Source organism: Streptomyces sp. NPDC006655 (assembly GCF_040703965.1).
Classification (GTDB): domain Bacteria; phylum Actinomycetota; class Actinomycetes; order Streptomycetales; family Streptomycetaceae; genus Streptomyces.
This window is the reverse complement of sequence record NZ_JBEYJU010000001.1, coordinates 49,574-62,552: the sequence shown is the minus strand read 5'-3', so window position 1 is coordinate 62,552 and position 12,979 is coordinate 49,574. Positions and strand designations below refer to the sequence as shown.

At 71.7% G+C, this 12,979-nt stretch carries 12 protein-coding genes and 1 pseudogene; 10 read left to right on the top strand and 3 right to left on the bottom strand.

Translation table 11 applies throughout. The annotated features are described in order from the left end of the window. Positions 1 to 17: 17 nt before the first annotated feature. The 8 genes from AB0958_RS00305 to AB0958_RS00270 all read left to right on the top strand — a co-directional run bounded on the left by AB0958_RS00305 (position 18) and on the right by AB0958_RS00270 (position 8,387). Positions 18 to 785: an IclR family transcriptional regulator gene (locus AB0958_RS00305; RefSeq protein ID WP_366888016.1), complete on the top strand. Its 768-nt coding sequence runs from the start codon at positions 18 to 20 to the stop codon at positions 783 to 785. A gap of 61 nt (positions 786 to 846) precedes the next feature. Next, positions 847 to 2,364, top strand: a complete 1,518-nt coding sequence (glpK, locus tag AB0958_RS00300) for a glycerol kinase GlpK (protein ID WP_366888015.1) — start codon at positions 847 to 849, stop codon at positions 2,362 to 2,364. A gap of 203 nt (positions 2,365 to 2,567) precedes the next feature. Continuing rightward, positions 2,568 to 2,936: a hypothetical protein gene (locus AB0958_RS00295; protein ID WP_366888014.1), complete on the top strand. Its 369-nt coding sequence runs from the start codon at positions 2,568 to 2,570 to the stop codon at positions 2,934 to 2,936. A 56-nt stretch (positions 2,937 to 2,992) separates the two neighbouring features. Next, a complete protein-coding gene (locus AB0958_RS00290; protein WP_366888013.1) occupies positions 2,993 to 4,222 on the top strand; it encodes an acyl-CoA dehydrogenase family protein in 1,230 nt (409 codons plus the stop codon). Next, positions 4,219 to 5,148: a hypothetical protein gene (locus AB0958_RS00285; RefSeq protein WP_366888011.1), complete on the top strand. Its 930-nt coding sequence runs from the start codon at positions 4,219 to 4,221 to the stop codon at positions 5,146 to 5,148. Before AB0958_RS00290 ends, AB0958_RS00285 begins: the two co-directional genes overlap by 4 nt. Continuing rightward, positions 5,145 to 6,125: a ThiF family adenylyltransferase gene (locus tag AB0958_RS00280; RefSeq protein WP_366888010.1), complete on the top strand. Its 981-nt coding sequence runs from the start codon at positions 5,145 to 5,147 to the stop codon at positions 6,123 to 6,125. The genes AB0958_RS00285 and AB0958_RS00280 overlap by 4 nt, the downstream gene beginning before the upstream one ends. A gap of 24 nt (positions 6,126 to 6,149) precedes the next feature. Beyond that, on the top strand, positions 6,150 to 7,577 hold the full coding sequence (locus AB0958_RS00275; RefSeq protein ID WP_366888009.1) for an MFS transporter: 1,428 nt from the start codon (positions 6,150 to 6,152) through the stop codon (positions 7,575 to 7,577). A gap of 6 nt (positions 7,578 to 7,583) precedes the next feature. Beyond that, positions 7,584 to 8,387: a response regulator transcription factor gene (locus AB0958_RS00270; protein WP_366888008.1), complete on the top strand. Its 804-nt coding sequence runs from the start codon at positions 7,584 to 7,586 to the stop codon at positions 8,385 to 8,387. A gap of 121 nt (positions 8,388 to 8,508) precedes the next feature. Here AB0958_RS00270 and AB0958_RS00265 read toward each other — a convergent pair whose 3' ends face one another. Further along, the gene (locus tag AB0958_RS00265; protein WP_366888007.1) at positions 8,509 to 8,988 is read right to left on the bottom strand and encodes a winged helix-turn-helix domain-containing protein; all 480 of its coding nucleotides are present in this window, start codon (positions 8,986 to 8,988) and stop codon (positions 8,509 to 8,511) included. 507 nt (positions 8,989 to 9,495) lie between these two features. Between AB0958_RS00265 and AB0958_RS00260 the strand changes: the two are divergent. After that, positions 9,496 to 9,654 (top strand): annotated as a pseudogene (locus AB0958_RS00260) (beta-ketoacyl-ACP synthase); the annotation flags it as partial. 225 nt (positions 9,655 to 9,879) lie between these two features. On the opposite strand, the gene AB0958_RS00255 reads toward AB0958_RS00260, so the two are convergent. Further along, positions 9,880 to 11,634: an alpha/beta fold hydrolase gene (locus tag AB0958_RS00255; protein WP_366888006.1), complete on the bottom strand. Its 1,755-nt coding sequence runs from the start codon at positions 11,632 to 11,634 to the stop codon at positions 9,880 to 9,882. Between the two features lie 116 nt (positions 11,635 to 11,750). Beyond that, on the bottom strand, positions 11,751 to 12,677 hold the full coding sequence (locus AB0958_RS00250) for a LysR family transcriptional regulator (RefSeq protein WP_366888005.1): 927 nt from the start codon (positions 12,675 to 12,677) through the stop codon (positions 11,751 to 11,753). A 137-nt stretch (positions 12,678 to 12,814) separates the two neighbouring features. Here AB0958_RS00250 and AB0958_RS00245 point away from each other — a divergent pair, with 137 nt between their 5' ends. After that, positions 12,815 to 12,898: a putative leader peptide gene (locus AB0958_RS00245; RefSeq protein WP_350284076.1), complete on the top strand. Its 84-nt coding sequence runs from the start codon at positions 12,815 to 12,817 to the stop codon at positions 12,896 to 12,898. Positions 12,899 to 12,979 lie beyond the last annotated feature (81 nt).

Below are 12,979 nucleotides of genomic sequence, written 5' to 3'. Positions count from 1 at the left end.
GGTAATAAGCTCGCTTCATGGCCGGTCCGGTCCAGTCGATCGAACGGGCGGCCGCGATTCTGCGCCTGCTCGCCGCCGGGCCTCGGCGGCTCGGGCTCGGCGAGGTGGCGGCCTCCCTAGGGCTGGCCAAGGGAACCGCCCACGGCATCCTGCGCACACTCCAGCACGTGGACTTCGTCGAGCAGGACGCGGCGACCGGAAAGTACCAGCTCGGAGCTGCCTTGCTGCACCTCGGCACGAGTTACCTCGACGTCAACGAACTGCGGTCGCGTTCCATCAACTGGGCCGATGCCCTGGCCGCCCGCAGCGGGGAGGCGGTACGCCTGGGCACCCCCCTGGAGGGCAGGGTCCTCGTCGTCCACCACGTGTTCCGGCCGGACGACACGCTGCAGACCCTGGACGTGGGCGCGCTGCTCCCCCTGCACGCCTCCTCGCTCGGCAAGGTCCTGCTGGCCTACGGGACCGCGCCCCTCGACGCCGCCCTGGAATCGGGCCTGGAGCCGTACACCCGGCACACCCTGGTCACCCAGGAGCAGCTCACCCGGGCCCTCGCCGAGGTCAGGGAGGTGGGCTGGGCCGCCGAGACCCAGGAGATGAGCATGGGCGAGGCCGGACTGGCCGTGCCGATCCGCGGCCACGGCGGTCTCGTCGTCGGCGCCATCGGGCTCTCCGGGCCCGTCGAGAGGGTCTGTGACAGTCAGGCCCGGCCGCGGCCGCACCTGATCACACTGATCCGCGAGGCCGCACGGGCGATCTCCCGAGACCTGGGCGCCGCCCGCTGGTGAACACCTCCGGCCCCAGCGCTCCCAGCGCACCCCCTGCGACCATCGGAAGGAGGTCCCGATCATGGTGGAACGGTATGTGATGTCCATCGATCAGGGCACCAACTCCACCCGATGCATCCTCTTCGACCGGGGTGGGCGCCTGGTGTCCGTCGCGCAGAGAGAGCACCAGCAGCACTTCCCGAAGCCCGGCTGGGTCGAGCACGACGCCGTCGAGATCTGGCACAACCTGCGCCGTGTGATGTCCGAGGCGCTGTCCGGGGCGGGGGCGGCCGTCGACACCGGACAGATCGCCGCCGTCGGCCTGGCCAACCAGCGGGAGACGACGGTGCTCTGGGACCGGCGCACGGGCACCCCGGTGGGCCGGGCGATCGTCTGGCAGGACACCCGCACCGCGCCCCTGGTCGAGGACCTGAGGCAGCATCCCGGAGAGGAGTTCTTCCTCGACCGGTGCGGTCTGCCGCCCTCCACCTACTTCTCGGCGCTGCGGCTGCGCTGGCTGTTCGACAACGTCAAGGGCCTGCACCAGCGTGCCGAGGACGGCGAGGTGCTGTTCGGCACGGTGGAGAGCTGGCTGATCTGGAACCTGACCGGCGGCGCGGACGGTGGCCTGCACATCACCGACGTCACCAACGCCAGCCGCACCATGCTGATGAACATCCACACGCTGACCTGGGACGAGGAACTCCTGGCCTTCTTCGGCGTCCCCCGCGCGATGCTCCCCGAGATCAGGCCCTCCGCGGAGATCTACGGCGAGACCGGCCCACCGCTCGCCGGGGTGCCCATCGCGGCCGCGCTCGGCGACCAGCAGGCTGCCCTGTTCGGCCAGACCTGCTTCTCCCCGGGCGAAGCCAAGTGCACCTACGGAACGGGGAGCTTTCTGCTGCTCAACACCGGGACCGACGTCGTACGGTCCCGGCACGGACTGCTCACCACGGTCGCCTACCGGATCGGCGACCGGCCGCCCGTCTACGCGCTGGAAGGGTCCATCGCCGTCACCGGCTCCCTGGTCCAGTGGTTCCGTGACCGGCTGGGACTCATCAACAGCGCCCCGGAGATCGAAACGCTGGCCCGCACCGTCGAGGACAACGGCGGCTGCTACATCGTCCCCGCGTTCTCGGGCCTGTTCGCACCGCGCTGGCGCAGTGACGCGCGCGGGGTGATCGTCGGCCTCACCTCCTACATCACCAGCGGGCACCTGGCCCGGGCGGTCCTCGAGGCCACCGGCTGGCAGACGCGGGAGGTCGTCGACGCCATGAACGCCGACTCCTCGGTGCGGCTGAAGGAGCTGAAGGTGGACGGGGGAATGACGGCGGACAACCTGCTCATGCAGTTCGTCGCCGACGTGCTCGACGTGCCGGTGGTACGGCCCATGGTCTCCGAGACGGTTTCCCTGGGAGCCGCCTACGCCGCCGGGCTCGCCGCCGGCTACTGGCCGGACCTGGAGGTGCTGCGCCGCAACTGGCACCCGGCCGCCCGCTGGCTGCCCGCGATGGACCCCGGTCACCGGGAGGCGGAGTACGACAACTGGCAGCGCGCCGTCGAGCGGTCGCTGGGCTGGATCAGACGACCGCAGCCCTAGCGACCCGGGGCGAATTTCCTTTCCGGCATCTGTTTCCCGGCCGCCGATTCCCGTTCCTTCTTTCCGCGTCCTGTTCGCTTCCCTTCGGGCTTGTGTTGGCGCGGTGGAAGCCAGGTGCGCCCGGCCTCTACCGTTCATTTCGCAGGCGCTTTTCCGCGAAAGTGACCGAAGGGGGGAACATGCCTGTTTTTCCGTCCGGTGAAATGGCCGTAAAGGTCTTCAGCGGTTTGTTCGGAGTATTGCTCGAGGACGAGGAATTCGTGGCGAGGGCCCGGCAGGAGGACCTGTCCGTCCGGCTCGTGCACACCAGGCCCGACTGCGAGATCTTCGTCGCACCCCAGGGCGTCTTCGCCGGCGGGCAACCGCAGCGACCGGCGGCGATCACCCTCAAGATGTCCTGCGACACGGCCCACGCGCTGTGGATGGGGCGGCTGCTGGTGCCCGTCGCCATCGCCACCGGCCGGCTCCGCATCCGCGGCAAGGTCGCCAAGGTGCTGGAACTGGTGCCGATGCTGCGGCCCGCCTTCGACCGGTACCCGGACATCGCCGCCGCCTCCGGCATCGGCGGGTGATCTGCCGTGGCGCATCGTCCCGACCACGGAACCATCGCTTGAGGAGTGACATTCCCGTGAACACCGCTCTGTCCGAATCCGTTTCCGAGGCGGCGCTGAACTTCGACGTGCTCCCGCACGACGTCGAGCAGTTCAGGGACGCCGCGAGGAACTTCGCCCGGAACGTCGTCGGGCCCCGTGTCCAGGAATTGGACCAGGCACCGGCAGCGCACTTCGACTGGGAGACCGTCGGCCACGGCCACCGGATCGGCCTCACCCGCGCGGCCGTCCCGAAGGAGTACGGCGGCCTGGGGGTGGGGATGCTCGGCGTCGCCACCGCGCTCGAAGAGGTGGCCGCGGTCTGCCCGGGGACGGCACTCGTCTTCGGGGCCACCCTGCTCGGCCAGGCGCCGATCCTGCTGTCCGGCGATCCCCGGCTGCAGGCCCGCTTCCTGCCCCTGTTCTCGGGTGACGAGCCGGTCCTCGCCTGCAACGCGGTCACCGAGGAGGACGCCGGCTGCGACCTGATCGTGCCGTCCCTCGCCGAGCACGCCCGCAACGTCACCACCGCGCGCCGGGACGGCGACCACTACGTGCTGACCGGCCGCAAGCGGTTCATCACCAACGCGAAGGTCGCCGCGTTCGCCTCGGTGTTCGCCAACATGGCGGGCAGCCCCGGCGCGACCGGGCTCACCTCCTTCATCGTCCCCCTCGATCTGCCCGGCGTGGTCCGGGGACCGGTGGCGGACAAGATGGGGTACCGCGCGTGCCTGGGCAGCGAACTGGAGTTCCACGACGTCCGGGTGCCCGCCGAGTACATGATCGGCTCAGAGGGCGAGGGCATGGCCATCAACATGGCGCAGAGCAACATGGCCCGCGCCGCGGTGGCCGGCATCTCCACCGGGGTGGCCCGCAGCGCCCTGGAACGGGCGGTCGCCTGGTGCGGTGAGCGCGTCCAGGGCGGCCGGCACCTCAAGGACCAGCAGTTCACGGCGGCGAAACTGGCCGGGATGGCGGCCAAGGTCGATGCCGCCCGCATGCTGTACCTGCGGGCGGCGGACAAGGTCGACAACGAACTGCCGCCGCCGGCCTACGAACCGGCCGCGGCCAAACTCTTCGCGGACCGGACCGCCATCGACGTGGCCGAGACCGCCCTGTCGCTGCTCGGCGCCCGCGGCTACCTGCGCTCGTACGGCGTGGAGAAGATGATGCGGGACGCGCTCGGCACCCGGATCTACGAGGGCACACCCGAAGTCCTGGCCCTGGCCGTCACGGAAAGCCTCTACGCCGAGCAGGACGAGTGGTGAGCGCCGCAGGCCGGGCCCGGCGCTACGCCCGGGACATCGTCCGGCTCCACGAGCGGCTCAGCTACCGGCGGCTGCCCATGGAGATGGAGGGCGACCCGCTCTCCCTCGTCGAGGACCCGGGCGCCGCACTGGTCACCGTCACGGGCCGGGACAGTCAGTTCCCCTCGCGCTACCTCAGGGGGCTGCTGGGATTCCGTCTCGCCCAGTACCTCCGGCTGAACTGGATCTCCGCCGACGCCGTTCACCGCAGCGCCGTCTTCCACGAACCGCTGCCGCACCCGCGCGCCGTGCAGAACATCCACACCGTCACCCTGTGCACCCGCTCCGGGAAGATCCGCGGTTACGTCGGACTGGCCTGCTCGGCGGACCCGGAGAGCCTGCCCCTGGACTCCGCGGGCCGGGTCCCGTTCCCGACGGAGGCGGCCCACGGCGTCGACCTGCTCGGCAGGTACGCCCGGCCGGGGCTGGGGACCCATCAGGCCTACGAGTTCAAGCGCTTCCTGCGGGACCAGACGATGGCGCGGGGCGAGCAGTACGTCCGCGTCCCCTGGCATCTCATCCTCGGCATGGGCGAGGCGGTGCTCGCCCTGGACGGCGCCGTGCGCATCGTGCTGGGCGACGCCAAGGAGCACGTCGCACTGCGCCATCTGCGTCTCGTCGGCTTCGACCTGCACGTCGTCGAGGGCACGTCGCCCCGTCTCGACGAGTCGGACCCGATGGCTCCCATCTACCGGCAGAGGGTCATGGCCAAGCCGTTCGTCGCCCCGGTGCCCGCGGACGCCGTCTGGTACCAGGACGTGGTCCGCTCCCATCTGGACGGGACGCGCGACCTGGGTTCGTGGCAGGCCGTGATCAGCAAGCTGGCGGCGCACAGCAGGCACCCGGAACGCCGTTCCGGCCCAGCACAGGAAGGGGTCCGCAGGTGACGAACGGTGACATGGAACCGGTGGCCGAGCCGCGACCGACGCCCGCGGCGAAGGCAGGCTTCTACGCCGAGCTGACCGCCCGCAACGCGGGCGTGGTGGCCGCGGCCGACCAGCGGGCCCTGCGCACGGCCACCGTCCTGGTGGCCGGCTGCGGATCGATCGGGGGCGCCGCCGTCGAACCGCTGGCCCGGCTCGGTCTGCAGAGGTTCGTCCTCGCCGACCCGGGGACCTACGAACTGAACAACCTCAACCGGCAGTCGGCGACCGCCGCCGACCTCGACCGGAACAAGGCCGAGCTGGCCGGGCAGCGGGTCCGCGCGATCAACCCCTACGCCTCCGTCGAGGTCTTCACCGACGGCGTCACCGAACAGACCGTCGGGAAGCTGACCGCCTCCTGCCAGGTGATCATCGACGGCGTGGACGTCACGACCACCGACGGGTGGCGGGCCAAGCTGCTGCTGCACCGGCACGCCGTCCGGCGACGGCTGCCCCTGATCACCGGCTGGGACATGGCGGGCACCCAGTACGTCCGCTGCTACGACTACCGCCGCGTCCGCGCCCCCTTCGCCGGAGCCGTCGACCCGCACGACGCGGACCGTCTCGACATGTGGGAACTGCTGCGCCGGGCGGTGCCGTTGCGGCACGTGCCGACCGACATGCTGGCCGAGATCCGGGCCAACCACACCCGGCCGGACTACAGCTTCCCCCAGGTCGCCTACACCGCGACGGCGTTCGGGGTGATCAGTTCACACATGGTGGTGCGGCTGCTGGCCGGGCGGCGGGTACGGCCCGAAGTCCGTCTCGACGTGCACCAGGCCACCAGGCCGCGCACCGAACAGTGGCGCGACCGGGCGCGCCGGCCGGTCGAGCTGGCGCTGCTGCTGCCGCACCTCCTGCGGCTGGTACGGCAGTCGGGCGCGGACCGGCCACCGACGGCGGGGGTGGAACACGACGCGTCCCGAGCCCCCCGACGCTGAGGCATTCCGATCACGGAGGTGGACATGAGTGTGCGGCAACGGAACGTGCTGTGGACCTTCTTCTGCTGTGGCCTGGGTGTGGCCATGGTGTCGCTCGACAACCTCGTCGTCATCACGGCCCTGCCCTCGATCCGGGAGGATCTGGGCGGGAGCATCCGGCAACTCGAGTGGACCGTCAACGCCTACACCCTCACCTACGCGGTGCTCATGCTGACCGGCGCGGCCCTCGGGGACCGGTTCGGGCGGCGACGGATGTTCGGTTCCGGGATGGGGGTCTTCGTCGTCGCGTCGGCCGCCGCCGCGCTGGCCCCCGGCATCGGCGCCCTGATCGCGGCACGCGCCGTACAGGGTCTGGGTGCCGCGCTGTTGATGCCGCTGAACCTGACGATCCTCACGGAGGTGGCGCCCGCGCGGCGGCGGGGCGCCCTGCTGGGCGCGATGAGTGCCGTGGAGGGCGTCGCCATCGCCATGGGCCCGCTGCTGGGCGGAGCGGTGGTGGAGCACCTGAGCTGGCAGTGGATCTTCTGGATCAACGTGCCGATCGGTGCCGTGGTCCTGCCCGTGGCCCGGTGGAAGCTCACCGAGAGCCACGGCCCCAGCCCCCGGCTGGACCTGGTGGGGACGGCCCTGGCCAGCGCCGGGCTCTTCGGCATCGTCTTCGGCATCATCAACGGCCACGCGGACCACTGGACCAGCGCCCGGGTCCTGCTGTCGCTGGCCGGCGGAGCGGTCGTCCTGACCGGCTTCGTCCTCTGGGAGCTGCGCACCGCGCTCCCCATGTTCCCGATGAAGCTGTTCCGCCACCGGACCTTCAGCGCGATGAACGCCGCCGGGCTGCTGATGTTCGCCGGCATGTTCGGTTCGGTCTTCCTGCTCACCCAGTTCCTGCAAGGGCCGCGCGGCTACTCGCCCCTGGAGGCCGGTCTGCGGATCCTGCCGTGGACCGCGGTGCCCGTCTTCGTGGCCCCCCTGGTGGGACTGCTCTCCGACCGCGTCGGCAGCCGCACCATCGTCGCGCTCGGACTGACCTTCCAGGCCGCCGGGCTCGGCTGGATCGCCGCTCTGGTCTCGCCCGACGTCCCCTACCCGTCGCTCGTCCCCGCGATGGTCCTGTGCGGTCTGGGCATGACGTTCTACTTCTCACCCACCGCGAACATGGTGATGAGCGCGGTCCGGTCGAAGGAGCGCGGCATGGCGTCCGGCGCGGTCAACGCGCTGCGCGAACTCGGCGGTGTGCTCGGTATCGCGGTGCTGGCCTCGGTGTTCTCCGCGCACGGCGACCTCACCACGCCGGACGCGTTCACGGACGGCATGATCCCGGCGGTGTGGACCGGTGTCGCCCTGATCGCCTGCGGGGCGCTGGCGGTCCTGCTGACACCCCGGCGCCCCCGCGACGACCGGTCCGCCGACCCCGGGGCGAACGTGCCGGGGTGCGTGGGCGACCTGGTGTGACGGGCCATGGGAGACACGCGCCTGCGCTCCGGGGGGAAGGCGACCGTGCCGGGCTCGCCGATCCGCGTCCTGCTGGCGGACGACCGGTCCATCGCCCGTACCGGGATCCGGTCCGTCCTCGACGAGGACGGCGGCATCGAGGTGGTCGGCGAGGTGTCCGACCTGGCGGGCGCCGTGAGCCGGGCCCGCGAGCTGCGCCCGGACCTGCTGCTGGCCGGCGCCCTGCCCGGCGCCGGCGACGCCCTGGAACTGGTCGGCGAACTGTCCGCCTGCTGCGGCGGGCAGGCGCCCGGTGTCCTGCTCCTCGCCCCTGAGGGGGGCCCGGGTGCCCGGCGCGCCCTCCGGGCCGGGGCGAGCGGCGTCGTCGGTCACCGCGTCACCCCCGAGCAGCTGCTGTCCGCGATCCACGTCGTGGCCGCCGGCTACCGCATCTTCTTCGACGAGCCGGCGCCTTCGGAGCGTGGCGACGGCCGGGTGCCCCCGGCGGCGGAATTCCCCGGCGTCCCGGCCGGGGACGAGCGGGAATTCGATCTGCTGACCCGGCGGGAGAAGGAGGTCTTCGGGCTGCTGGCGCAGGGGCTGAGCAACACGGAGATCTCCGCGGTGCTGGTGCTGAGCGAGAACACCGTGAAGTCCCATGTGCAGCGACTGCTGGAAAAGCTGAATCTGCGCAACCGGGTGCACGCGGTCATCCATGCATATCGGACGGGCCTGGTGGTGTGGCCCGCCCCGGAACAGGGTCCCGGGCCCGGAACGGGGAGGGCCGGCGAGCACATCGCGTGCGGCCCGTGGGTCCTGCGCAGAGTGTGAGGTGCGGGCGGGTACGGCCCGAGTGCTCCGGCGGTGCTCCAGTGAGCCCACTGCGCTCCGCGCGAGCCCTGTTGAACGCGACGGCGTCCAACAGGGCTCGTTCTGCTGTCCGTTGCGGGACTCACTCGCTCGGTTCGAGGAGGTAGCCCCGTGCGTTCGCGGTCCGGATGCGCAGTCCGAGGGGGGCCAGCCTGCGCCGGATTCTCATGATGTTCAGGTCCAGAGCGTTCTGGCTCGCCGTTCCGCGGCGGGCGCGGAGCAGCGCGATCAGCTCCTGCCGGGCCACGAGGGTGCCGTACCTCTCGACCAGCGGCTCCAGCAGGTTCATCTGGGTCGGTGACACCGGCACCACCCGGCTGCCGTACCTGAGCAGCCCGTCCTGATCCAGTACCGGGACGCGGTGCGTGCCGGCCCTGGCCCTGAGCGCCGCGACCCGGGCGGCGAAGTCGTCCCTGTTGACCGGTGCCCGGATCCAGTCCTCCCGTGCGTCGCTCGGCACCGGCGGGGTCGCGCCGTTCTCGACCACGAGGAGGCGGGGGACTCCCCGGCGTCGCAACTGCTCCAGTTCCTGCACCTCGACCGGCCAGCGCAGGACACGCACGTCCTGGGTGGCTGAGAATAACTGCCCCTCACTGTATTGCGGCACGAATTATCGTCCCCTTTCGGACGCGGCGAAAAAATGCAAGGTGCGGGGTGATTCGCTCTCCCGTGGCATGACTACCTCACTATGGGGCGTGGCTAAGCATCGCTGCAATAGGCACATTTGGGAGGCCGATGCCTGCGTATCTGCATAAAATAGGACTGCTGACGGGCTGTTAATAGTGCTAATGGTCCTTTGTGTGGTCGCCTGGACCTGCCCGGATGTCGTGAAAAAGGGTGACGCGCCGAGCCCTTTCCTGCGCGTAGATTGCTCACAGCAGTCGGTCGATATTCGAGGGTTCCGGGAAGGGTATGGAAAGGACCGAAGAAATTCTCACCACCGGGGAATTACTGATCGCCATCATGGCGCTGGTGTCGCCGGGGTTCCCCCGGGGGACGGGGCGGACGCCGAGCCCCGCACCCGCCGCCCACGGCAAGGGACCGGAACACCGCGCGGAAGGAATCCGTCATGCTGAGCGCGACCAGTGAGGTCCTGGTGACCGGCCTCGGCGCGACCACCCCACTGGGCGGCGACGCACCCGCCAGCTGGGCGGCGCCGCTGTCGGGCCGGTCCGGGGTGTCCCGGCCGGCCGCCCCCTGGGCCGCACAACTGCCCGTCCGTATCGCCGGGCACATGTGTGAGGACGCAATGACGCCCCCGACCTGGCGTCCCGGCCGTCCGGCCAGGAACGCGACGGGTTCGTCATGTCGGAGGGCGCCGGCACGGCCGTACTGGAGCGCGCCGGCTTCGCGCGGGCGCTCGCGGCCCTGTCCGGCGGCCCGCGGCGGACCACCGCCCGGGCGGCCCTGCCCACGTCCTTCGGATTCGGGGGTCACAACGTGGTCCTGGCGTTCACCCGCCAGCGTCCGCGCCGGACCGGGGCGGGCGGACGCCGACCCGGTCGCGGCACGCCGTCAGCACGCGGGCGACGGACACCGGATGGCTGACCTGGGGGCAGTGCCCGGCGTCCTCGATCACCGTGACCGGCGCGTCCACGGGCTCGGCGAGGGGGTCCTGCGACCCCACGACGATCTCCACCGGCACCCGCGACTCCCGCAGCACCCGGCGCAGCTCCGCGCGTTCCCCGTGGGCCGCGCGCAGGGCGCCGGCCACCCGGCGCACGGCCCCCGCACGCCGCAGGTCCAGCGCGACGTCATCGAGGCCTGCATCCTGCGGCAGACCGAGCGAACGGCCCAGCCGGGACGCGGGAGCCGTGCGCAGCAGCGGCACGGCCAGGGGGGACCGGAGCACCGCGGAGGACGGTGGCTGGAGGAAGGCCGGGGAGACCAGCACGAGCCCCGCGAGCCGGTCGGGCCGGGCCGCGGCATACCGCAGGGCGGGGCCGCACGCGAACGAGTGCGCCACGAGCACCGGCCGGGTCTCCACCGGGCTCAGCAACTCGGCGAGCCACTCCTCGCCGGGCTGTCCACCCGGTCCCGACCTGCCGAAGCCGGGCAGATCGGGGACGAGCGCGGGGGCGTCCAGCTGGTCCGCGGTCCTCGTCCACGCGTCGCCGCTCAGCAGCAGTCCGTGCAGCAGGACGTATCCGGGGTGCCGGCGTTCGCCCGTGACCCAGGTCCGGCCGCCGCCCACGTCGTCGAAGCCGTAGGGGCGGCGGCAGGGGGCGCTGCGGCCGAAGCGGGTGGCGACCAGGTCGTCGGCCCACCGGCGCAGGGCCGTCGCCACCGGTTCCATGGCCAGTCCGTGCGCCGCCGCCAGGGCGTCGGCGGAGGCCGTGTCGTAACGGTCCGCCGACAGGAACGAGAGGGTTTCGGGGTCCGCCCGGGTGATCGCGCGCGGCAGCCTGCGCAGCACACCCACCGGGATCGACCGGCGGGGCGGGCGCACCCCCATGTGAGCGGCGAGCAGGCCGACCAGCTGCGGCAGTTCGGGCGTCGAGTCGTCCAGCACGTAGTAGGTGCGGCCGGCGCTCTCGTCGTCCTCGGGAAGAGCGGCCAGGAAGCGGACGAAGTGGTCCAGGGTCACCACCGGGACGAAGACGTCGGGACCGCCGGGCAGCGCCGGCAGCCGGCCCTGCCACAGATCCGCGACCACCGCGGCCAGACCGAGGTACTGCCCGGGCCCGATCACCGTACTGGGGTTGGCGACGCTCAGCGGCACCCCCAGCTCCCGGGCGCGCGCCCGGACCGCGGTGTCACCCTCCTGCTTGGACGCCTCGTAGGCACCGTGGGCGCGGTAGTCCGGCGGCCCGCTGGGCGCGGCGGTCATGCGGTAACCGCTGATGTGGACCAGCCGGCGCAGCTTCGGCAGGCCCGCCGCCCACTCGACCACGTGCACGGCGCCCGTCACGTTGACCGCGCGTGCCTCGGCGACCTCCACGCCGAACGCGAACCGCGCGGCCGTGTTGTACACGTCCCGCACCCCGGACAGCCCCTCCTCGGGGAGGCCGAGACCGGGGGTGGTGATGTCGGCCCGGACGACCGTCAGGGCCGTGCGGTCCACCCCTTGTCCGTCGAGCCACTCCGTCAGCCCCGCACCGGACCCGCGCACGGCGGCCGCCACCGCATGGCCCCGGCCCAGGAGTTCCGCCACGAGGGAGCGGCCGATGAACCCCCCGGCACCGAAGACGATCGAGTCCGAGAGCATGCTGTCTCCTTGCCGGGTCAGGAATGCCCCAACCGTAGCGAAACACCACCGGCGAAGGCGGCGGAACATCCCCGCACCACACGATCGGGGACGTCGCGCCGCACGTCCATGTGCCGTCAGGGACGGTGCCGCGGGGCCACCGTCCCGCCCAGTTCGGCCGCCCGGCGCACGAACGTCTCGTGCAGGTCCCGCGCCGCCCGGGGCACCGAGTCGGCCCGCCGGCGTTGCAGCGTCAGCAGCACCCGGGTGGCGTCCCCGGCCAGCGGCCGGCACACGATCGTCCCCTGGCGCTCCAGCGGGTCGCCGACCACGCTGAAGTCCGGCAGCACCGTGGCCCCGAGTCCTTCCGCGACCATCAGCTTGCCCATCTCCGCGCCGTCGGTCGAGTAGGAGAACACGGGCGCGCGGCCCGCCAGCAACCGGTGCACATAACGGTGCATCACATAACCGGTGCGCATGGCGATCAACGGGACGGAGAGCAACTCGTCGGCCGTCACCTCGGGCCGGCCGGCCAGTGGACTGTCCGGCCGTACGCACACCACCGGCCGCCCGCGCAGCAGTTCGGTGGCCTCGAACCCGGCCGGCACGTCGTCACCGTCCAGGTGGTTCACGAGACCGAGGTCGAACCCGCCCTCGGCGAGACCGCGGTGAATCTCCGTCTGCTGGGCGCCCACCACCTCGACCTGCGTCACCGGATGCGTGGTGCGGAAGTCCCGCAGCACCGGGATGAGCAACGGCACGGTCGCCGCGTTGACCGTGCCCACGCGCACCATACGGCTGATGCGGTGCTGCTCGCCCGCCGCCAGCCGCAGCCGGTCCACCGCCTCCAGCACATCGACGATCCGGGGCAGCAGCTCCTGCCCGGCCGCGCTCATCGTCGCCCCGGTGCGCTTGCGCTCCAGCAGATCGACGCCCAGTTCCCGCTCCAGGTTCCGCACCGTCTCGCTCAACGCGGGCTGTGAAAGGCGCAGTTCGTCGGCGGCCCGGCGCAGTGAGCCGAGCCGGGTCACGGCCGCTATGTATTCCAGCTGTTCGGTCCGCACCCCGGCAGAATGCGCGGCCGACCGGGACGGGTTCAAGGGTTTCCCTGTCACACGTTCGTGAAATTCAATGGTCCGCGATACGAGAACGGTCGGGTTTTCCTTGACTGGTCTCGGCGCCGACTGCGACCATCGACGACATGAAGATGCGACTGGACCTCACGCGGCGACGCCACGTCGACCTCGCGCGCGTCTCCAGCGCCTCCTGTCGCGCCGCGGCCTGATCGACCCACCAAGATCCGCCGCGCTCTCCCCATCACCTTTTCCCGGCCGAATTCACCGCACCGCGCCCCAGCGATTCTCCG